Annotated in this window: 22 protein-coding genes; 13 read left to right on the forward strand and 9 right to left on the reverse strand. The window is 39.5% G+C overall.

Annotated features, from left to right (window positions below; genetic code table 11):
* The first annotated feature begins 798 nt into the window (after positions 1-798).
* From thrA to CXF72_RS13930, 6 genes are all read left to right on the forward strand, one after another.
* Positions 799-3,261 carry a bifunctional aspartate kinase/homoserine dehydrogenase I gene (gene thrA / locus CXF72_RS13905; protein WP_101039716.1) on the forward strand — a complete coding sequence of 821 codons (2,463 nt, stop codon included), beginning with the start codon at positions 799-801 and terminating at the stop codon, positions 3,259-3,261.
* Position 3,262: 1 nt separating this feature from the next.
* Positions 3,263-4,219, forward strand: a complete 957-nt coding sequence (gene thrB / locus CXF72_RS13910) for a homoserine kinase (protein WP_101039718.1) — start codon at positions 3,263-3,265, stop codon at positions 4,217-4,219.
* Entirely contained in the window at positions 4,216-5,493 is a 1,278-nt protein-coding gene (thrC, locus tag CXF72_RS13915) for a threonine synthase (protein WP_101039720.1), read from the forward strand. Before thrB ends, thrC begins: the two co-directional genes overlap by 4 nt.
* A 76-nt stretch (positions 5,494-5,569) precedes the next feature.
* Positions 5,570-6,448: an acyl-CoA thioesterase II gene (gene tesB / locus CXF72_RS13920; protein ID WP_101039722.1), complete on the forward strand. Its 879-nt coding sequence runs from the start codon at positions 5,570-5,572 to the stop codon at positions 6,446-6,448.
* Between the two features lie 669 nt (positions 6,449-7,117).
* Positions 7,118-7,327 (forward strand): cold-shock protein, encoded by a 210-nt coding sequence (locus CXF72_RS13925; protein ID WP_101039725.1) that lies wholly within the window; start codon positions 7,118-7,120, stop codon positions 7,325-7,327.
* 170 nt (positions 7,328-7,497) lie between these two features.
* Positions 7,498-7,716: a hypothetical protein gene (locus CXF72_RS13930; RefSeq protein WP_101039727.1), complete on the forward strand. Its 219-nt coding sequence runs from the start codon at positions 7,498-7,500 to the stop codon at positions 7,714-7,716.
* Positions 7,717-8,046: 330 nt separating this feature from the next.
* Here the strand turns inward: CXF72_RS13930 and CXF72_RS13935 are convergent, their stop codons facing one another.
* From CXF72_RS13935 to CXF72_RS13950, 4 genes are all read right to left on the reverse strand, one after another.
* Entirely contained in the window at positions 8,047-9,300 is a 1,254-nt protein-coding gene (locus tag CXF72_RS13935; RefSeq protein ID WP_101039729.1) for a Y-family DNA polymerase, read from the reverse strand.
* Entirely contained in the window at positions 9,300-9,710 is a 411-nt protein-coding gene (locus CXF72_RS13940) for a LexA family protein (RefSeq protein ID WP_101039731.1), read from the reverse strand. Before CXF72_RS13940 ends, CXF72_RS13935 begins: the two co-directional genes overlap by 1 nt.
* Before the next feature lie 394 nt (positions 9,711-10,104).
* The gene (gene grcA, locus CXF72_RS13945) at positions 10,105-10,482 is read right to left on the reverse strand and encodes an autonomous glycyl radical cofactor GrcA (protein ID WP_101039733.1); all 378 of its coding nucleotides are present in this window, start codon (positions 10,480-10,482) and stop codon (positions 10,105-10,107) included.
* A gap of 140 nt (positions 10,483-10,622) precedes the next feature.
* The gene (locus tag CXF72_RS13950; protein WP_101039736.1) at positions 10,623-10,856 is read right to left on the reverse strand and encodes a hypothetical protein; all 234 of its coding nucleotides are present in this window, start codon (positions 10,854-10,856) and stop codon (positions 10,623-10,625) included.
* A 320-nt stretch (positions 10,857-11,176) separates the two neighbouring features.
* Between CXF72_RS13950 and ung the strand changes: the two genes are divergently transcribed.
* Both ung and CXF72_RS13960 read left to right on the forward strand, forming a co-directional pair.
* A complete protein-coding gene (gene ung / locus CXF72_RS13955; RefSeq protein WP_101039738.1) occupies positions 11,177-11,827 on the forward strand; it encodes a uracil-DNA glycosylase in 651 nt (216 codons plus the stop codon).
* A gap of 78 nt (positions 11,828-11,905) precedes the next feature.
* Entirely contained in the window at positions 11,906-12,445 is a 540-nt protein-coding gene (locus tag CXF72_RS13960) for a hemerythrin domain-containing protein (RefSeq protein WP_101039740.1), read from the forward strand.
* A gap of 360 nt (positions 12,446-12,805) precedes the next feature.
* Here the strand turns inward: CXF72_RS13960 and ruvX are convergent, their stop codons facing one another.
* From ruvX to rsmE, 4 genes are all read right to left on the reverse strand, one after another.
* Positions 12,806-13,243, reverse strand: coding sequence for a Holliday junction resolvase RuvX (gene ruvX / locus CXF72_RS13965; RefSeq protein WP_101039742.1), 438 nt, complete (start codon positions 13,241-13,243; stop codon positions 12,806-12,808).
* A 72-nt stretch (positions 13,244-13,315) separates the two neighbouring features.
* Positions 13,316-13,909 carry a YqgE/AlgH family protein gene (locus tag CXF72_RS13970; RefSeq protein WP_101039744.1) on the reverse strand — a complete coding sequence of 198 codons (594 nt, stop codon included), beginning with the start codon at positions 13,907-13,909 and terminating at the stop codon, positions 13,316-13,318.
* Positions 13,910-13,961: 52 nt separating this feature from the next.
* Positions 13,962-14,918, reverse strand: a complete 957-nt coding sequence (gene gshB / locus CXF72_RS13975) for a glutathione synthase (RefSeq protein ID WP_101039746.1) — start codon at positions 14,916-14,918, stop codon at positions 13,962-13,964.
* Positions 14,919-14,951: 33 nt separating this feature from the next.
* Positions 14,952-15,680 (reverse strand): 16S rRNA (uracil(1498)-N(3))-methyltransferase, encoded by a 729-nt coding sequence (gene rsmE, locus CXF72_RS13980; protein WP_101039748.1) that lies wholly within the window; start codon positions 15,678-15,680, stop codon positions 14,952-14,954.
* 917 nt (positions 15,681-16,597) lie between these two features.
* Here rsmE and CXF72_RS13985 point away from each other — a divergent pair.
* The 5 genes from CXF72_RS13985 (at position 16,598) to CXF72_RS14005 (ending at position 20,118) form a co-directional block, all read left to right on the forward strand.
* Positions 16,598-17,554, forward strand: a complete 957-nt coding sequence (locus CXF72_RS13985) for a methylenetetrahydrofolate reductase (RefSeq protein WP_101039750.1) — start codon at positions 16,598-16,600, stop codon at positions 17,552-17,554.
* Positions 17,555-17,905: 351 nt separating this feature from the next.
* Positions 17,906-18,682, forward strand: a complete 777-nt coding sequence (locus tag CXF72_RS13990; protein WP_101039752.1) for a threonine/serine ThrE exporter family protein — start codon at positions 17,906-17,908, stop codon at positions 18,680-18,682.
* Positions 18,683-18,743: 61 nt separating this feature from the next.
* The gene (locus tag CXF72_RS13995; RefSeq protein WP_101039772.1) at positions 18,744-19,208 is read left to right on the forward strand and encodes a threonine/serine exporter family protein; all 465 of its coding nucleotides are present in this window, start codon (positions 18,744-18,746) and stop codon (positions 19,206-19,208) included.
* Between the two features lie 234 nt (positions 19,209-19,442).
* Entirely contained in the window at positions 19,443-19,778 is a 336-nt protein-coding gene (locus CXF72_RS14000; RefSeq protein ID WP_101039754.1) for a PBPRA1643 family SWIM/SEC-C metal-binding motif protein, read from the forward strand.
* Positions 19,779-19,821: 43 nt separating this feature from the next.
* Positions 19,822-20,118: a DUF1244 domain-containing protein gene (locus CXF72_RS14005; protein WP_101039756.1), complete on the forward strand. Its 297-nt coding sequence runs from the start codon at positions 19,822-19,824 to the stop codon at positions 20,116-20,118.
* A gap of 222 nt (positions 20,119-20,340) precedes the next feature.
* On the opposite strand, the gene CXF72_RS14010 is transcribed toward CXF72_RS14005, so the two are convergent.
* On the reverse strand, positions 20,341-21,144 hold the full coding sequence (locus tag CXF72_RS14010) for a class I SAM-dependent methyltransferase (protein WP_101039758.1): 804 nt from the start codon (positions 21,142-21,144) through the stop codon (positions 20,341-20,343).
* Between the last annotated feature and the right edge of the window lie 82 nt (positions 21,145-21,226).

Genomic DNA, 21,226 nt, shown 5'->3' on the forward strand with positions numbered 1-21,226 from the left:
ATAAGTGATAAAAATAGACTAATAGATATAAAGAGGCTAATAGATATAAATAGACTAATAGATAAAATTAATTATAGTTCAAACGGTCAATGGAGCGATTGTTCACTGTAAAGCTTGTATTGATGTGAAAACATGAGTCGTTGCGACAAAGTATTTAGCGCATTATCGAGGGTCTTCGAATTTATCTCGGTCACCACTAGAGCTTTAGGACTTAAAAATGAACATTCATTTTTATGATTATGATTAAGTGTGCGTGATGATTTTTTGTAGGAAATACCACAGAGGGCCTAGAGGCGCTGCATGCGACACAGAGTCATGACTCTTCTATAACGTCCGGGCACACAATATAATTATCGATCCCTTTCTATTGAAGAGGATGATGAAATTAGGTCATTAATATATAGTGCAAACCTAAGTCCGAAGACACTAGTCTGGTTTAGAGAAAATGACTCAACGCTTAATTCTCAGCAAATTTTAAACAGGAGGGCATAGTAAAATGGAAAAGAGCCTATTCAAAAGTCAGGCCGGGTTTATTCGCTTTGTATAAAAACAGCATTACCAAACAGTCAATTGTTTCCGTCAAGATAAAGCTTTGTTATGATAGTACCATTGGATTCTTTAATATTTATTAAAGCAGCAGCAATAATACTATGTTTTGTACCTTATTTTATCAATTTAACTTCTTTTTTGCAGAGTGCTTAAATAACGCCTCTGCTTTTGTTCTATTTATTAAATAAATTATCGTTTTTACTAAACCCGCATTTCTGCGGGTTTTTCGTATCATAACAGGGAGTATCAATGCGCGTACTTAAATTTGGCGGCTCATCATTAGCAAATGCCGAACGTTTTAATCAGGTTGCTGATATTGTTATTAATAATCATCAGCAATCTCAAATTGCTTTAGTTTTATCTGCACCAGCGGGTGTCACCAACAATCTAGTCGCTGTTGTTGAAAAAACCAGTATGGGTATATCTTCAGAAAACCATTTAATTGATATTCAACATATTTTTGCTGATCTTATCAAAACACTGAAGGGAAATTATGCAGAATTTGCAGATGAATTACTGCAAACTATTTTTGAGCGTGAATTATCACATTTAAGTGATTTGCTTGAAGGTGTGCGTTTGCTAGCACAATGCCCTGCCAGTATCGAAGCGCAAATATTAAGTAAAGGTGAATTACTCAGCGTGGCCTGCATGAAGCAATTGTTAATCGCTAAGGGTCATCAAGTAGAAGTTATTAAACCACAGGAAAAGCTTATCTCTTACAAAGGTGGCTATCTTGAAGCGCAAATCGATATTGATGTCTCCCGTGCCTTGTTTGAAAAAGAGACCATAGTCAAAAATGCTATCTACTTAATGCCTGGTTTTACCGCAGGCAATGAGCAGGGTGAAACATTAGTATTAGGTCGTAACGGCTCAGATTACTCGGCGGCTGTTTTAGCCGCTTGTTTAAAAGCTGAATGTTGTGAAATCTGGACCGATGTAGACGGGGTCTACAGTTGCGATCCACGGTTGGTAAAAGATGCCAAATTATTAGATTCGTTAAGTTACGCTGAAGCAATGGAGCTCTCATATTTTGGTGCTAAAGTCTTACACCCTAAAACGATCACCCCGATAGCGCAGCACCATATACCCTGTTTAATCAAAAACACCTATAACCCGCAAGCAAATGGTACTTTAATTGGAGTAGAACATGGCGATGAGGCATTACAAGTGAAGGGTATATCTGATCTTAAGGGACTCTCCATGCTGAGTATCTCAGGACCCGGAATGAAAGGTATCGTTGGCATGGCGGGGCGTATATTCACAACAGTATCACGTTCAGGCGTGTCGATTATTTTGATTACGCAATCATCGTCTGAATACAGTTTAAGCTTTTGTATTCATTCTAGTGAGACCCAAAAAGCCTTGCATGCATTAAATGAAGAGTTTGCTTTAGAATTTAAAAATCATTTATTAGAGCCTATTGACGTGATTGAAAAGCAGGCGATCATATCACTGGTTGGTGATGGCATGAAAAAAGCGCGCGGAGTGGCAGCGCGTTTTCTCACCGCTTTAACGGAAGCTTCTATTAATATTACTGCGATTGCGCAGGGTTCATCTGAGCGTTCTATATCAGCGGTTGTATCAGAGGAAAAAGCAAAAGAAGCGGTCATCGCTTGTCATCAAAACTTTTTTGGCAGTGTGCAATATATAGATATGTTCCTGATCGGCTGTGGCGGAGTAGGGGCTGCACTGGTTGATCAAGTACATCGTCAACAGGCTTATTTATCAGAAAGAAATATTGAAATTCGCGTCTGCGGCATTGCCGACAGTCGTAAAATGTTAATGGACGATCAAGGCATTCAATTAAGTAACTGGCGTGAGTTATTATCCACTGCAACAGAAGAGTTATCCTTGTCCCGTATGCAATCTATGGTTGATGACTCGCATATTATTAACCCTGTTATTGTTGACTGTACCAGTAACGATGCAATTGCCGCACGTTATGTTGACTTTTTGGGCGCGGGTTTCCACGTTGTTGCTGCCAACAAAAAAGCTAACACCTTCAGTATGGATTATTACCACCAATTGCGTTTAACCGCGTTAATGAAACGTCGTAAATTCTTGTATGATACCAATGTTGGTGCTGGTTTACCGGTCATCGAAAATATGCAAAACCTGTTTAATGCGGGTGATCAGTTGGTCAAGTTTAACGGTATATTATCGGGTTCATTGTCGTTTATTTTCGGTAAACTGGACGATGGTCAGAAATTTTCCGAGGTAACTGCAGAAGCGCGTAAGCTTGGTTTTACTGAGCCTGATCCTCGTGAAGACTTAAGTGGCACCGATGTCGCACGAAAACTGCTTATTTTAGCCCGTGAGGCGGGCATGGAATTATCCCTTGATGATGTTGAAATTGAACCGGCATTACCACCTGGCTTTGACGAGACAGGGAGCGTTGATGAATTCATGACGCGCTTACCGGAAGCGGATGCTTATTTTTCTGAACTGCAGGCTAAAGCTGACGAAAACGGTCAAGTGTTACGCTATATTGGCGGTATTGAGAACGGTAAGTGTAAATGCAGTATTAAAGCGGTTGATGCAGATGATCCGCTTAATAAGGTAAAAGACGGTGAAAATGCATTGGCATTTTACAGTCAGTATTATCAACCTATTCCATTGGTTTTACGTGGTTATGGTGCTGGATCAGAAGTGACTGCTGCGGGTGTTTTTGCAGATATATTACGTACTTTAAATTGGAAACAGGAGTTTTAGAATGAGTGTTGTTGCATATGCTCCGGCGTCGACTGCAAATGTTAGCGTAGGTTTTGATGTATTGGGAGGGGCACTTACCCCTATTAATGGTGATTTGTTTGGTGACCGAGTAAAAATATCAAGCAGTGATATTGCTTTTTCACTGGACTGTATTGGCCGTTACGCTCATAAATTACCCGCAGATTTTAAAGAAAATATTGTCTATCAGTGTTATTTAGTTTTTGAGAAGGCATTAAAAAAACTGAATAAAGAAACATTGCCGGTTAAAATGACGCTTGAGAAAAATTTACCCGTTGGCAGCGGCTTAGGCTCGAGCTCCAGTTCAATTGTTGCCGCATTAGAAGCATTAAATGCGTGGCATGACTACGCGCTTGATGAAAACAGTATGCTGCTATTAATGGGCGAGATGGAAGGGCAAATCAGCGGCAGTATACATTATGATAATGTTGCTCCCTGTTACCTTGGCGGAATGCAGTTAATGATAAATGAAGGCGGGGTTATCAGCCAAACGCTGCCTTCCTTTAAAGAATGGTACTGGGTTGTAGCCTACCCCGGAATAAGTATTTCAACGTCGGCTGCCCGCAACATTTTACCTGCGCAATATCGTCTCAGCGAAGCCTTAACCTATGGCCGGCGTTTAGGTGCCTTTGTCCATGCCTGTCACTCTAATCAGCCTGAGCTTGCCGCCAAAATGCTTAAGGATGTTATTGCTGAGCCCTATCGCTCACAACTTATCCCGGGTTTTAAAGAAGCGCGTCTGGTTGCAGAGCAAAGCGGGGCATTAGGAATGGGGATTTCGGGTTCAGGTCCGACAGTATTTGCGGTAATGACTGATCTTATCCAAGCGCAATCATTACAACATTGGTTAACCGAAAATTTTCTTCAAAATGATGACGGATTTTGTCATATTTGCCGTCTCGATGAACAAGGCGCACGCGTGCTAGGAACAGAACTATGAAATTATACAATATCAAAGACAACAGCGAACAAGTTAACTTTCAACAAGCCGTTAAACAAGGTTTAGGACGTGGTCAGGGACTTTTCTTTCCAAAAGAAATCACGCCGCTTGATAATATTGATGCGCTTTTGAAAATGAATTTAGTTGATCGTTCAACTGCCATTTTATCGCACTTAATTGGTGATGAGTTAAGTAAAGAAACGGTTCATAATATTGTTTCGAAAGCTTTTACTTTTGATGCGCCGGTAAAAAAAGTGACAGATAACATTAACGCGCTGGAACTTTTTCATGGGCCAACCCTGGCGTTTAAAGATTTTGGCGGTCGTTTTATGGCGCAGTGTTTAGCCGAATTTAAGGGCGACGATAAAATTACTATTTTAACGGCAACCTCTGGCGATACTGGTGCTGCTGTTGCCCATGCCTTTTTCAATATGGAAAACATTAACGTTGTTATCCTTTATCCGAAAGGAAAAATTAGCCCGCTGCAAGAAAAACTGTTCTGTACATTAGGTGGGAATATTACCACCGTCGCCATTGAAGGCACCTTTGATGATTGCCAGACCATGGTTAAGCAGGCTTTTGATGATCAGGAATTAAAGCAGGCCATTGGCCTGAACTCCGCAAATTCAATCAACATTAGCCGCCTGCTGGCGCAAATTTGTTACTACTTTGAAGCCTTTGCGCAGCTGTCTGCCGCGCAGCGCAATAACTTAGTTGTTTCTGTCCCCAGTGGTAATTTTGGCGATTTGACTGCCGGTTTGCTTGCTAAATCTTTAGGCTTGCCGATCAAACGTTTTATCGCGGCTACCAATGAAAACGATACCGTTCCCCGTTATCTGGAGGAAGGAACCTGGACGCCTAAAGCGACTATTGCCACGCTTTCAAATGCGATGGATGTGAGTCAACCCAATAATTGGCCACGTATTGAAGAATTATTTAAAATACAAGGTTGGTCTCTATCTGAATTGGGTTACGGCAAATTAAACGATGCACAAACGCGTGACGGTTTGCTTGAATTGGATAATTTAGGTTATTTATGTGAACCTCATGGTGCAATTGCTTACAGTGAACTTACAAAGCAGTTGAAAGAAGATGAAACAGGTTTATTCTTGTGTACAGCGCATCCAGCTAAATTTAAAGAAAGCGTAGAAGATATTTTAGGGCGTGATATTTTTATTCCGGAAGAGCTCGCTTCTCGTGCGAATTTAGATTTATTGTCAAAAGAATTTCCTGCTGATTTTGCAATGGTTAGAGCGCTATTGATGTCTTTGTAATAATATTTGTAAATAAAAATCATATTTGTAAATAAAAAAGGGCGTTTATTGACGCCCTTTTTTTTGGGAAGCTAAAATGAGTAAAGTATTAAAAGATCTTCTAAGTCAGTTGAATTTAGAAAAATTAGAAGAAAACCTATTCCGTGGTAATAACCAAGATCTTGGTACTGGCCGTGTTTTTGGCGGACAAGTTATGGGGCAAGCTATTTCAGCTGCCAAAGAAACCGTCAGTGAAAATAGAAATGTTCATTCTTTTCACTCCTATTTTCTGCTTGAAGGAGAAACTAATAAGCCAATTGTCTATGATGTTGAGCGCATTCGTGATGGTAAAAGCCTGTCCACAAGGCGCGTTAAAGCCATTCAAAATGGCAAAGCTATTTTTTTTATGACCGCCTCTTTTAAAAATAGAGAGCATGGCTTTGAACATCAATTAGAGATGCCTGATGTGCCGCCGCCTGAAGATTTAATTTCAGAGCAAGAGATGTCATTGCTGCACACGGATACATTACCGGAATCGATACGAGATAAACTTATTTCTGAAAAGCCGATAGAGATGCGGCCTGTCACCTTTGTCAATCCGAGTAATCCGGAGGTTGAGTCTGCGAAACGATTTATCTGGTGCAGAGCCAATGGAAAGATGCCCAATGATTTACGTATACATCGTTATTTATTAGCATACGCTTCTGATTTCAACTTCCTGCCAACCGCACTACAACCCCATGGTGTGTCGTTTTTATCCCCTGGTATGCAGGTTGTTACTATTGATCATTCTATGTGGTTTCATCATGATTTTCGTTTAGATGACTGGTTATTATATGTTGTTGAAAGTCCCGCGGCATCCGATGGGTGCGCTCTGGTTAAGGGACACTTTTACACAAGGGCAGGGAAATTAGTTGCTTCAACGATTCAGGAAGGCTTGATTCGTCAAAGAAAGGTGAGACCATTAACTAAATAAAAAAGGAAGCCTTTTTATCAGTTTTTAACAAAGGGTCTAACTTAAGGTCAGTCTACATCTTTATCAGTTCATGGGATTAAGCGTGTATGAGCATTTTTATTAGCTGAGGCTTTGACCAATAGAGCATCTTAGAAAATTATTATAAAAGTGATTTATACTCTGACAGATCATTTGTTTTTATCTATTAGAAATAAGAGAATTTATTGGACTTATATCTCTGCTCCAATAATAGATGTCTCAATTTCGGTGGTACGTAAATAAGAGTGGTCTAATCATTCCGGAAGCGTACGAATATCAGAGCCATTTTGTAACATGCCCGTGGCAAAAGAATGCCGAAATACCTTTACTAATTTCTGTTTTTTTTATTGCAGTGCTTAGCTTTCTGGTAAAAGTCGAAGCATGTCAATGATCTCTGCACTAGATCATTCCACTTACGCTCGCTTTTTCTGTGCGTTTTTCAAGCCAATTCAGCCTATTTATCGGTCAGTCATTGACTTTTACTTGAGAGTATATAAAATATCACTCAGCAAGAAAGAAAGCCTTTTTTACATTCTCCGTTACGTTGTTTTATTAATAATACCTCGCTCTGTAGTTTTTAAGTTCTAGTCTATTTTTACGCTATTCAAGCCTTTTGAAGGCAACCTTACATTAAAACGACAGGATATTATTATGTCTAATAAAGAACAAGGAACCGTTAAATGGTTCAACGAAGCGAAAGGTTTTGGTTTTATCGAACAAGCATCTGGTCCAGATGTATTCGTTCACTTTAGTGCTATTGCAAGCGAAGGTTTTAAAACCTTAGCTGAAGGCCAAAAAGTAGAATTCACTGTAAGCCAAGGTCAAAAAGGCCTGCAAGCAGACAGTATCGTAGCGCTTTAATTTACTGCGATATTTTAGCTCCGTCACAGAGCAAATTTAATTTTAAAAAATGGTAAACCTTTGCGGGTTTGCCATTTTTTTTATTAATCTAAAATGGAGTAAACGTAATACCAACAAAAGGAGATAATAGTATCAATTCAGAAATACCAAAATACAGCTCTAAAGAGGCATTGGTTGAAGCATTTACAGAATATATTTATGAGCATGGTTACATCTGGGAAACTTTTAAATTTTTAGACGAGGGTGGCCGCAACTCCGGAAAATCTACTGCACGTTCCAGAACTCGGTATATGCTCCAATTTATTGAGCAACACGAGGTGGCTACGCTTGATATTCCGAAAGAGGCGCGTTGGTATATTGGTGGTAATGCATCGTTCGGATATGCTTAATAACAAAAAATACTTTCCCCATTTAGTCGTCGGTTTTTCAATACAAAACGGCAAAATTCGGTGATTTAGTTTTTGCACACTGTAATAGCGGGACAGAATCAGAATAGCTGGACAGCCATCTAATTGACTAAATATTAATCGGGTTTAAATTGTAGTTGTTATATTTAATGGATGCCCGCAACTTATTATTCCCGCAATTTATTACCCGGCTCGCTTTACCCGATTGCGTACACAGTAGTGGCTAAGGTGAATTTGGTCATCTTTTTTGTTTTGTAAGGAGTAATCAGGCCAACTTAGTTTTCTATATCTATTATGAAGTAGTTCTACCGTTCAACAATGTATCTTAGGTATATCGTGCCACTTGGTTGTGTATTGCGGAGTTAGAAATTGTCGGCGCATGGCCCACTTTTCATCTATTCCTTGACTGGCGAGTAACACGCTATCAGTACCGTATTTTTGATTAATATTATCCAGCACTTTCATTACTCTATCATCACTTTTAGGCTCGCTAAACAGTTCAAATTGTTGATGCTTTTCACTGCTCAAATTAAATAAACCGATACCCACTTTGTAATATTGGATACCCGGTTGAAAAAGTGAATCAATATTATTATTGATTGCCATAAGTAAATCCAAGGTGTTATTCGTCGCTTGGGTAAAGTGCTTGATTATTTTAAAACTACGTGGCTGTTTATCAAAAGGGCTACTTGCAGCAAAGGCCATTAATGTGCCGCAAAGTGAGCCTTGTTGACGAGCTTTTACAGCTGCAATCGCGGTGTGTTTAGCGAGTGCTTGTTGTAAAGTCGTGATTTCAATAATTCGTTGACCAACACTTCTTGTTGAAAATATTTGCTGTTTATCCGCACGCGTTTGATCCCAGCCTTTGCATACTTCACCATTAAGCTCCTTAATGGTTCGCATTAGCTCAACATTAAAATTCTGGCGAATTTCATGGGTGTTAAGGCGCATTAATTTAGAGACGTTATTAATTCCTAGCGTGGATAGCTTTTTAGATGTTCTACGGCCTATTCCCCAGACATCAGCAGGCGCTAACTGCTTAAAGAGCTGCTCCCTTATTTGCGGGTTATCCAACAGGCAGACACCCTGATAATCAGGCCATTTTTTAGCAATATGATTAGCAAGCTTTGCTAAGGTCAGTGTTGGGCCTAAGCCGACACAAACGGGTAAGCGAGTTTCTTTCCAAACGGCTTTACGTATTTTTTGTGCATGCTGGACAAGGCAATGTATGGAGCTGCAACGGTCAAAGGTAAGAAATGACTCATCGATAGAGTAGACATGCTGCAATGGTGCAAAGCGACCAATTACTTGCATCATTTTACTGGAAAGATCGGCATACAGCTCATAGTTTGATGAGCAGACAATGATGCCCATTTTTTCGCATAGTAATTTTGCTTTAAAGTAGGGCTGGAATTTTTTAATGCCCAGTGCAATAGCTTGTTTGTTGGCCGCCACAATACAGCCATCGTTATTGGATAAAACGATAATAGGCCTGCCACGCCATTGCGGACGAAATACCTGCTCAGCACTGCAATAAAATGAATTGGCATCGATCAGCGCAAACATTAAAGGGTGGACGCCAGTAAATGACTTTGACGGTGACAGCGAATAGATCGGATCACCACTCCTTCGATCGTAAACTGATCATCTTGGGTGATCTGCACATCCTGATTATTTTTATTAGCAGAGAGCAATAAACGTCGCTGTGTGTCCAATATCTTGCAGATAAATTCCCCATTAAGGTTGGCCACGATAACATCATGATTCTTGACTTGAACTTGCCTATCAACAATTAAGATATCACCATTAAAAATGCCAATACCCTGCATCGAGTGACCATCCGCTCTGCCGATAAAGGTGGCACTGGGATGCTCGATTAATAAGGCATCTAGACTTAAGGGCAGTTGTAAATAATCACTGGCAGGACTTTCAAAGCCGGTAATCCCTGCACTTGCGTAAATAGGGATAAATTTCATAATAAAACCACTGTTTAAATATACAGTTTAATTATAAGCAGAAAGCAATTTAAAGCAATATTTTTTCAACACAAAAGCAGGGCAGTGGCATCAAGGGTTGATTCATTATCAACTATACCTCAGCAAATGCTTCCCTCAGTTTTTCTCTGAAGTCACGAAAAGACTCAAGGTAGGCAGGTGAGATCGCAGCTCAACATCAATTAGTAACTGCGATATTCTATAAGGTTCCAATCGAACTGTTCAAGGCTGTAAACAATCATGCTAGTGGTGGGAAGATTTAAGCTAGAGGTGGGGAGGTTTCACTGATAAGTGATTTTAGAAGTAAGTCATTTTCTCATTAAAAAAGCCTAAGCAAATGTTAGGCTTTTTTATCGATATTAACTTAAGTAACCTATTATAGGCTTTCTGTAAAGGTACGTGTTAATACGTCTTGCTGCTGCTCTGGGGTTAATGAGTTAAAACGCACTGCGTAACCTGAAACACGAATTGTTAGTTGCGGGTAGTTTTCCGGGTGTTTGATAGCATCTTCTAACGTTTCTCTGCGAAGGACGTTTACATTTAAATGTTGACCGCCTTCCTGTGCTTTAGGTGCTTCGACAGCCACTTCACGAGACTCATATTCACCCAGTTCAGACGCAGGAACAACCTGATCTTCTGTGTATTGAGCTGGTGCTACTAAACAGCGCGCTTCGTTTTTTTCATTGTCTAGCAGCCAGATAGAGTTTAATAAATTCTGGTTAGCTGATTTTGTAATTTGAATACCTTGGATCATGATTTACTTCTCCTATTTTTGATGATTTAAAATGCTTCTTAAGTACTTAGATCTTGAAAAAGATGACTAACAAAAAACACCTGCTTACTCTATGGTTTTATGACTAAGAAAGCCTTGAAATGAATGTATGGGCTTTGGTGTCATAAATCATGCTTTTTGGTAGTCATGCTGTCCAATATTACCCGCCTTCTTGTGGGGGGGATCCTGAATACTTTGTCTTCTATTTCACCCCACTCAGCAAGAGATACAATCTGAACTTCAGTATAAGCATTGTCTTTAATATCTAAAAAACCTGCCTGTGCGTTCGCTTCGTCTAATAACCACAAAGAGTTAAGTAAAGATGTGTTTTCAGATTGAGTGATTTGGATTCCCAAAGGTATCTGAAGCCCCTTAATGTGGAGTAATAAAATTACAATTTTTGTTGAAGATTTAAAGTGTTATTGAATAAACCTGAGTTAATTATATGGGTTGCATTGATTGCTGTAAATCAATATATCCCTATTTTAATTGTGGTATATTTGACTCAAATCATTGCAGAGTTCACAGTTTGCTGTTCTGTTAGTAAAATATAGTATTGGATTAATTTTCGTTGTGGTCGTGTTTTATTTTTCTTGTTGATTTTTTTGTTGTTAAATAACCAAATTTTCATTCATAATAATTTTTATATTTATATTTATAAAATAAAGAGGGAAAGATGAGCTGGAAGAAATTTATTACACAGCAAGAATCGATGGAATATTACAATGTTCTTCAGGAATTTTTAAAATCTCAAAAAAATTTAGAGAAAAATATTTATCCGCCTGAGCATCTTGTTTTTAATGCATTTAATTTAACTGCATTAGACAATGTTAAAGTGGTTATTTTAGGACAAGATCCTTATCACCGAGAAGGGCAGGCCCATGGTCTTAGTTTTTCAGTACCGGAAGGTATAAAAATACCACCTTCCCTGCGTAATATTTATAAAGAATTATCCACTTCTATCGAAGGCTACAAAATACCTGAATCAGGGAATTTGGAACATTGGGCAAAGCAAGGTGTTTTACTGTTAAATTCGGTGTTGACGGTTGAACAGGCTGTGCCTGGTTGTCATGCAAAAAAAGGATGGGAAACCTTCACTGACAATGCGATTGGCGAAATAAATAAGACTTGTAGTGGTGTGATATTTTTATTATGGGGAAGTTACGCCCATAAAAAGGGAAGTTTAATAGATAAAAACAAGCACACCGTTTTAACATCAGCACACCCCTCGCCTTTGTCTGCATATCGAGGATTTTTAGGTTGTAAGCATTTTAGTCAAGTAAATAAAATATTGGCTGAACGGCAGAAAAAATTAATTATCTGGTAATGTGACATAGTTCTGCAGTTTTTTTCTTTGATCTGATATAATCATGAGTATTATTTTATAAATTTGTGAGTATTTATTATGCTGTCTACTATCCATAAAGATCATGTTAATATTAGCAACCTGTTAAGATTGTTAAGGGAAAAAGTTAAACTTTTAGAAAATGATCAAGGGGTAGATTATCGCTTAATGAAAGCGATAATCACATATTTACGAAATTATTCTGATAAATACCATCACCCGATGGAAGATATGATCTATGAATATTATTTGAAATATCGTATTGTTTCCGATGAAGTTGCCAATCGTTTAGCTCTAGAGCATAAATTAGTAAAAGAAATTACTATCGAACTAGATCAATTGTTAGATATGATTTTACTTGATGCCGTTGTGCCTAAAGAACAGTGCATTGAAAAGTTAAAAAACTTTATAAAATTACAGATGGCGCATATGGCCTACGAAGAACAAGAAATATTGCCTAAAATTGAAGCAAGTTTAACAGAAGAAGACTGGAAAATTCTTGGACAGCAGTGGCAGCATGAGGGGCACATTGATCCCTTATTTGGTGATAAAGTTGCTGATGAGTATAAGAAATTATCTGAGCGTATTAAGCAAGGTTAATCCTTAAAATACAACATCGTAAACCGATAAAAACTATTCTTACTCGCTATTAGGGTAGTTTTGAATGATTTAAATTGTCATACAATAGAGCGTATGACAATCTTCTTCTTCTATTATCCTGCAGTATCTAATTCCGTGCTGTTATACTTATTTATAAGCGACCTTGTCCATTTTTCCCCTTTTATTATGGATCGGTGCAGTCACAATAGCTGACGTAAAAAAGCCGATATAACTTCGTGGTCAATACCGTTTATTGATTTCTCAATCGATGAGGAGCGAGGATATCCTCACGCGCTGAAAAGACTTTCTGTTAGAGTAATTTACACTTTGGATTCAGGGGGGGCGCTTTTACCGATAGGCTTATTGATAAAAACTTTCCATCCAGCTCTCAAGAATAAGGGCGGCTGATACGCTGTCAATTTTTCCTTTTTCAAGGGCTTTATAGCCACCATGTGTAAAGATAAATTCTTTTGCACTGGCCGTGGTTAAACGCTCATCCTGTAAAGCAACCTTAACACCAAAGCGGCCATTTAAACGGTTGGCAAATTTTTTGGCGCGTTGTGTAATAGGTTGTTCACTGCCGTCCATGTTCAGGGGTAAGCCTACAACAATCAAGTCGGGCATCCAGTCGCTGATCACTTTTTCTACAATATTCCAGTTCGGAATACCGTCATTGGCTTTAATGGCTGCTAAGGGCTGGGCGGTCGCGGTGATCATTTGACCGGTTGCGACACCGATACTTTTTGTACCGAAATCAAAACCTAATAGGCTTGATGGTGATTTTAATGGTTCAGTCATGTGTGTCCTGGTTTAAATAGTATGGTGGTTATTACCCGGTTTTATAAAAACAGCTGTAAGGGATTTGATGGGTTATGCGTGGCCTATCTCAGTTGATAATTGTTCGGGATTTATGCCCAGCCGTTGCAAAGACTCAATCCAACGTTGTTCAACGGGCGTGCTGAATATTATGTCATTTTGACTTTCCATGCTAATCCAATGGTTGTCATTGATTTCTTGCTCTAATTGTCCAGAGCTCCAGCTTGCATAACCGAGCGTCACTATGTATTTTTCGGGCTCATTTTTAGTGCCCAGTGTTGATAAAATCGCATTAGAATTGGATACCATCAGCTGGTCATTAAGTTTGGTACTTTGTGAATTATCTGCAACGGGAGAGTGTAATACAAATCCTCTTTCAAGCTCCAGTGGTCCGCCTAAAAAAACAGGATTCAGCAAGGGAGGTTCGGGATAATGGTCAATACTATCTACATTGTTTAATAATTCCTGCAGGGTTAATTTTACGGGAAAATTAATAATAAAACCCATTGCCCCTTTTTCGTCATGTTCACAGATATAAACAACGGAATGTTTGAAATAAGGATCCTTCAAAGAGGGCATCGCAATTAAGAAATGATCCTTAAGTGTGTTGAGCACTTCCGGCGAATTATCAATTTTTACGCTTTCCATATGACGGCTCCTGATGATTGCCACACTTTGAGTATGGCAAAAATGACAAAGATTACTGTTTTTTTGTGATGCGTTTTTCGATTGCATCCATTAACTTAGCACTGATATTGGTGCCATAGGCATTATCTATTTCCTGTATACAGGTCGGGCTGGTCACATTTATTTCAGTTACTTTGTTACCGATAACATCCAGTCCAACAAAAATCAGGCCTTTTTCTTTTAGTGTAGGACCAATAGTATTGGCGATATGCCAGTCGCTTTCAGAAAGTGGCTGTGCCACACCGCGACCGCCGGCTGCTAAGTTACCACGCGTTTCACCTAACGCTGGAATACGTGCAAGTGCATAGGGCATAGGCTCGCCATCAATGATTAATATACGTTTATCACCCGCAGTTATTTCCGGCATAAAGACTTGCGCCATGCAGTAACGTGTTTGATGCTCGGTTAATGTTTCGATGATCACGCCAACATTGACATCATCTTCTTTAATTCGAAATATTGAAGCGCCGCCCATACCATCAAGCGGTTTTAGAATGACGTCTTTATGTTTTTTATGAAATTCCCGAATTTTTAGACTGCTGCGAGTGACTAAGGTGGTGGGAGTGAACTCACTGAACCATGCGGTAAAGAGTTTTTCATTCGCATCACGCAAACTTTGCGGCTTATTAACAATTAAGCAGCCTTCTTGTTCCGCGCGTTCCAACAGGTAAGTTGCATAAATATATTCAGTGTCAAAGGGAGGATCTTTGCGCATTAATACCGCATCAAGATCAGAAAGCGGATGATCTACGCTATCTTCAAGTTGATAAAAATTATTGGGATCGCGCTGCACCGTTAGTTTTCTGCTGCTTGCAAAACAGCGACCGTCTTCTAAAGACAGATCCTGCATTTCTAAATAATACAGTTCCCAACCACGGGATTGTGCTTCCAATAACATCGCAAAACTAGAGTCTTTATGAATTTTAATATCTTTGATTGGATCCATTACGATCCCGATTTTAATGGTCATTTTATTTCCTATTTGTCAGTCTTGCTGAGCATTCTATGCAAGGTCGCCAAAACGACATTGCAATGCAGTAATTGCACTGAGTGCAGCGGTTTCTGTGCGTAGAATACGCGGGCCTAATAATGTTTCTGTGAAATTTAATGTTTCAGTCAAGGTTATTTCTTGATCGCTTAAACCACCTTCAGGACCGATCAGTAAACGAATACGTTTGATTTCCGGCGGTAAAGTATTAATCGAATATTTAGCACGTGGATGCAGTGTTAGTTTGGTGGCCTGCTCGGAACTTTCGCACCAGGTAGTTAATTCTTGGGTTTCATGGATAACCGGAATGATATTACGACCTGATTGCTCGCAGGCAGCCACCGCTATTTTTTGCCACTGCTGCTGTTTTTTAGCCATGCGCTGATCATCGAGTTTAACACCACAACGCTCGCTTAATAATGGTGTTATTTCATTAACGCCTAATTCTACGGCCTTTTGAATCACAAACTCCATGCGATCGCCACGTGAAATGACTTGCCCTAAGTGGAGATCTAATGGGCTTTCATTATCCGTTTGATTAAATGAATTGATCAATGCCGTGCAACTGCGTTTCAGCGCGTTAGTCAAGGTTGCCTGAACCTCGCCTCCAAGGCCATTAAACAGAATTATTTGTGCGCCAGGCCTTAAGCGTAAAACATGGATATGTTGGATCGCATCTTTTGAAAGATTGACTTCAGTGGCAACGGTTAATGTTTGTGGATCATAAAAACGAGGAATACGCATAATTATTATGTTTAAGTAGCGGAAAATAGTGCCAAGTATAACGTGAAAAGAGGCGATAAAACTATGCTAAAAATTGTTTTATCTAGGGCGTGTTTATCTTTCGGGATTTTTTTTGCAGCAGTTTGTAGGTTCTTTCTACAAGGCAGAGCTTATGCAGTGTCGTTATTCACCATAAATAAGCGATAACGCCGTAGAAAGGAGTTACAAATGCTGCCCGAAGGGTTCGGCTCAAAGCGTTTTACTCTTTGTTGCAAGGTATTTACTTAGAATGACTAAGCTGTATACCTCGCGCCGCGATTAAAACGCTTTTATCACGAACAAAAATTAACCACGAAAGATAAACAGGCCCCAATGTAACAAAATCAAATCCGATAAAAATATGCATAGCCTTTGCATAAACACCCTAAGGAAGAGGGGGGAAGATTGACAGTAAATAAAATTGATTGTATCGATTACCGCTAGCCTGTTTTCAGGCATAAAAAATAACTATGACTGTGAGGTAGCGTTTCAGTAAGCGGCAAAGCAGCTTAAAATGCAGGCATCAGCAAGATGATAAATGCTGATAATTCAGGCAGAAGGTCGATGATCTCGTTATTCTAAATCAAAGCCTTCTAACAACGACAGTCCTGTGTTCTGAGTGAGTGTCGCTCAAAGCGAGCACTGCGTTGTAATACTTAAAAAGGGAACAACCATTTAAGGTGTAAAGGGGTGCATTTACATCTGCCGCTAGAGTATTAACCCCGTTAATCGTTCGAAAGGCCTTGCTCCGGTATGCTTACGTGCCTCTTAAAATGGACGTAAGCTGCCCGCGGCTCTGGGATCATTACGTTTATCATTGTATTTCTTAGTTGTCTGGCTATGGTCAATATGCGACAATTTAACATAATTATGCTATCTCGAATGTTTAGGAAAAACTTATGAGTTTGACGTCTTTAAGAAATAAATCCAGCGATCCCAAACAAGGGGTTTATTTTATTGGTACAACACCACCCAAGCAGGATACCGCAATAGAATTAGTGTCGGGCATTGCAGATAAATTATTAGACCGACTTGATTCGATTGCTTATGACGGTTTAATTGTTTATGACATTCAGGATGAAACCTCGCGTATTGAGAAACCACGTCCATTCCCCTTTAAATATACCCATGATTCGCGTTTATATTCAAAAATTTTACATGATAAATCGGCTAAGCCGGTGATCACCTATAAAAGCGTTTCTCAACGTGACGGGGCTGATTTTTCTCGCTGGTTGTCCGATGCATGGCACCAGTTTTCAGTGCGCGATATTGTTTTAGTCGGCAGCCCCTCGGCCGATGGTGATATTAAATTATCCTTAGCCGATGCCTATCAGGCTGTCAAAGATCATAATTTAGATTTTCATTTGGGTGGCGTGACTATTGCGGAGCGCCATACCAATAAAGGTGATGAGCATCTGCGTATGTTGGCTAAAAATGAGCAGGGTTGTGAATTCTTCATTTCACAAGCTGTTTATAATGCTCAGGCAACCATTGATATGCTCACCCGTTATGCGCTGGAATGTAAAAAACAAGGGAAAAAGCCAAGACGTGTTGTATTAACGTTTTCTCCCTGCGGAAGTGCAAAAACCCTGGCATTTATTGAATGGTTGGGCATTTCCGTGCCCGAGGCGACCAGCCTGCGAATTCTTGAATCTGATAATCCATTAAAAGAATCGTTGTTAATTAGCCGAAATAATTTCGAACAAATTCTGCAGGCATGTCTTCCTTTGGATATTCCGTTAGGGTTAAATATAGAAAGCTTGACCAATCGCAAAGAAGAAATTGATGCCGCCATATTATTATTTAAATTGTTAAAAGCAACATTAGATCTTAAGTTAGCAGAATCACAACTGTAAGTTTGATTGATATACCCAAACTACTTGAATATGCAGATTCAGAGTTTCGCCTGAATGCTAGAACAAAGCGCAATATGATCTTTCGAGCGATTAACTGCGTTAATCCTCTAGCGGTAGATGTAAATGCACCCATTTACATCTTAAATGGTTGTTCCCTTTTCAAGTGTTACAGCGCAGTGCTAGCTTTAGGGCGAATCTCCCGAAGGGCAAGGCGATAAAGGATGATCGATGTTGTTAGAAGACTTTGATTTAGAATAACTAGAGGATCAGCTTCTACCTGTATCATCATTTATCGTCTTGCTGATGCCTGCATCTTCAAGTAATTTGGGTATAGTACAATAGGATAGATAAATGTCTCTAAGCAGACAGGCACAGACAGAGTTAATACGTGTTGCAGCTAAAGCTGGGCAATTATTGCATCAGCACGGAGCAGAAAGCCGTTTAGTGGAGCAAACAACACAACGTATAGGGATGGCACTCGGGGCTCGCAGTATTGAGTTGTCCGTTAGCCCCGATGCAATAGTGATCACCAGTTTATTTGATGGTGAATGCATTACCACGACGCGTCGTTGTTACGATCGCGGTCTTAACATGCAGATGGTATGTGATGTACAACGGATCTGTATTATGGCTGAAAAGAAACTGCTGGATGCGAAGCAGGTAAAAGATCGCCTAAATCGTTTAAAACCGATGAAATATAATCGTTGGGCCGTGGTCTTCATGATTGGCCTGGCCTGTGGCAGTTTTAGCCATTTTTTCGGTGGAGACTGGCAGGTTTATATTACTACTTTTTTTGCTTCTGCAGGGGCAATGACGATACGTCAAGAGATTGCTCATCGCCATCACAGCCCGCTGGTCAATTTTGCCATTGCAGCTTTTGTGGCGACTACTATTGCAAGTCTTGGTGTTGTTTATGAATTTGGTGAAAAACCTGAAATCGCACTGGCGGCTTCGGTATTATTACTGGTGCCCGGTTTTCCGCTGATAAATGCCGTTTCCGATATGCTCAAAGGACACATCAGTATGGGAATAGCTCGCTGGGTATTTGCAAGTTTATTAACCTTAAGTGTTTCAGTTGGAATAGTCGCTTCCATGACGTTAACGGGAGTTGTCGCATGGATTGGATAATGAAACCAAAATGTCTATTAGCCAATCATTTTTTGCAAAACCAAATGAAGGAATGCTTAAAATGGATTTAATAACATTACTTATAATAGATGCATGGTTTGCTTGGATCCCCGCGGTTGGTTTTGCAATGGTCTTTAATGTCCCTAAAAAAATGCTTATTTACTGTGCCGTTGGCGGCGCATTTGCGCACAGTTTTAGATTCTTATTAATGCACTTTGGTGTGCCTATTGAGTGGGCAACTCTTGCCGCTTCAAGTAGCATGGGGTTTTTAGGATTATACTGGTCGCGTAAACATTTTATTCCTCGTCCGGTGTTTACCGTCGCCTCTGTGATTCCCATGATTCCGGGGAGTTTTGCCTTTACGACTGTGATTGGTATTGTGCAATTAAACTCTGGCGGATATAGCTTAGAGCTAATCCAAATTGTGGTTGAAAATGGTTTGCGCACTTTGTTTATTTTGGCAGCGCTGAGCTTTGGTTTAGCATTACCTTCGATCATCATTTATCGCGGCCGGCCTATTGTGTAATTTAACAGGGTAAATACGTATTTTTTTCTGTTACATGCATATGCACTTGAATCAGCCCGTCTCATTTGGCGTCTTATGGCATTAAAAATAATGTTACAGCCTGTTTTTAATGCTTAACCTTAAGGTCCACAGCCATGTTCTGTTACGGGCATTTAATTAAGCAATTTGCTAATACCTCTTTAGCTGTTAATCGTGTAAACTTCGCGCTCTTAATTTTTGAAATAAGGCTTTAAAATGTCAGATAAATTTTTCTTTAAAGGTAAAAAAGAGAAAAAACCCAAGCACTCCAGTTATGGTTTTAATACCAAGCGCGCAGCGAAAGCGGGCACTGAAGAATCTCCCTTTGTATTATTGGTCAATACGCCCGTCAGAAAATCTGAAATTGAACAAATTTTGCAGGAAAATAATTTGATTGCAAAGATTGAAGTGAAAGCTGATGTTGCTGAAAATATTGCTGAACTTGAAGGGTTCTTAAATAAACCTAAAACCATCACCGTTGAAGCTCAACCGCAGCGTAATGATCCCTGTCCTTGTGGCAGTGGTAAAAAATATAAAAAGTGTTGTGCTTAAATAATAATCATTCAAGCGTTTAATAATATCTTAGTAGGTTAATATGACAAATGATCAACAGATTCAACTCGAGGCCGCAGCCTTCCGCCGTTTATTAAAACATTTAGACAGCCGTAAAGATGTGCAGAATATTGAACTCATGAATACAGCGGGATTTTGCCGTAATTGTTTATCTAAGTGGATGGTGGCAGAAGCAAAAGAATTAACGGTTGAACTGGACTATGACCAGGCTCGGCAACATATTTACGGCATGCCCTACGGTGAGTGGAAAGAAAATCATCAGTTACCGGCAACAGCGGAGCAGATGGCTGCTTTTGAGGCCTTACAAGCAAAAAAATAACATGTTTATAAAATGCACCACAGAGGAAACAGAGTTAAAGGCTGAAAAGAAATAATTAGCTGTAATGACTATTTGAGTCTTTTCTCCGTGCAGCGCTGCCCTCGGTGGTAGTCGGGTATTAAGCTTTTTACAAACAATTACCTGAGTCATCTATACAAGCAAAAAAATAAATGCCGGTTTATGAGGGGTTTTACTCCCTCATGCATATTTTTGACCGCCCTGTTATTGGGTATAGTCAGCTGCATACTTCAAATCGTCTAACCATAACCGTTCAAACTCCATCATCTGAGTATGCCTTTTTGATTGATTATGTTTAAGGCGATCCTCCGTTCGGGTAAATGGGCCTGCACGGCACAGGGTACAAAGGTTATCATCCTGATAAACGGCGCCCTCTAATGAGGCACTGATATCATGTTGTTTTTTGGTGCTCCAGACATAAGTGGTGCCCTTTGTATCTTTAACAAACTTATCACGTTCAACATTACGAATTTTGTAACCGGGAAAATCGGCTATTTCAAAATTAATTGAGCCTAAATAGTTAATATCTGTCTGTAAATTAAGCGAATTTTCAATATTCCACTCGCGGTAAGGTTTCACATCCTTAGAGGTGATATAACACAGTTGCTGACCATCTGGGTCTAAAAAATGCTTAAATGAATTGACCAAAAAGGTGCGTAATAGGCGCCTATTAAGGGTATTGAAATTGACGTCTTTACCGCGCTCCTGATACTCCGTAAATGAACGGAAAGCGGGTAATAATGGAAACTGAAAAATAATCAGATCAAAACTGTTTTTTTTCAAACCAATCCAGGATTGCGGGTTTTTCAAATCAAATTCAAATATCAGAGGAATATTTTTAGCACTTAGCTGCTGCTGGAAGCTATCCCCGTATTTTTCATCCATAGTGGCAAAAGAGTCATAGACAGTTGCTGTTAAAGCTGCCGGTTGGTGACTTAATAGGGCATTTGAAAACGATAAATCACCATCTCCCACGGTTAAAATTCGCCACTCTTTTTTAATAATCATATTGTTAACTCTTTGAAATAAATTTGCGGGTGTAGTTTAATATTTTCAATACTGCTGTTGGTATTATACGGAACTAAGCAGG

It is taken from the genome of Psychromonas sp. MB-3u-54 (assembly GCF_002836415.1).
In the GTDB taxonomy this organism is placed as follows: domain Bacteria; phylum Pseudomonadota; class Gammaproteobacteria; order Enterobacterales; family Psychromonadaceae; genus Psychromonas.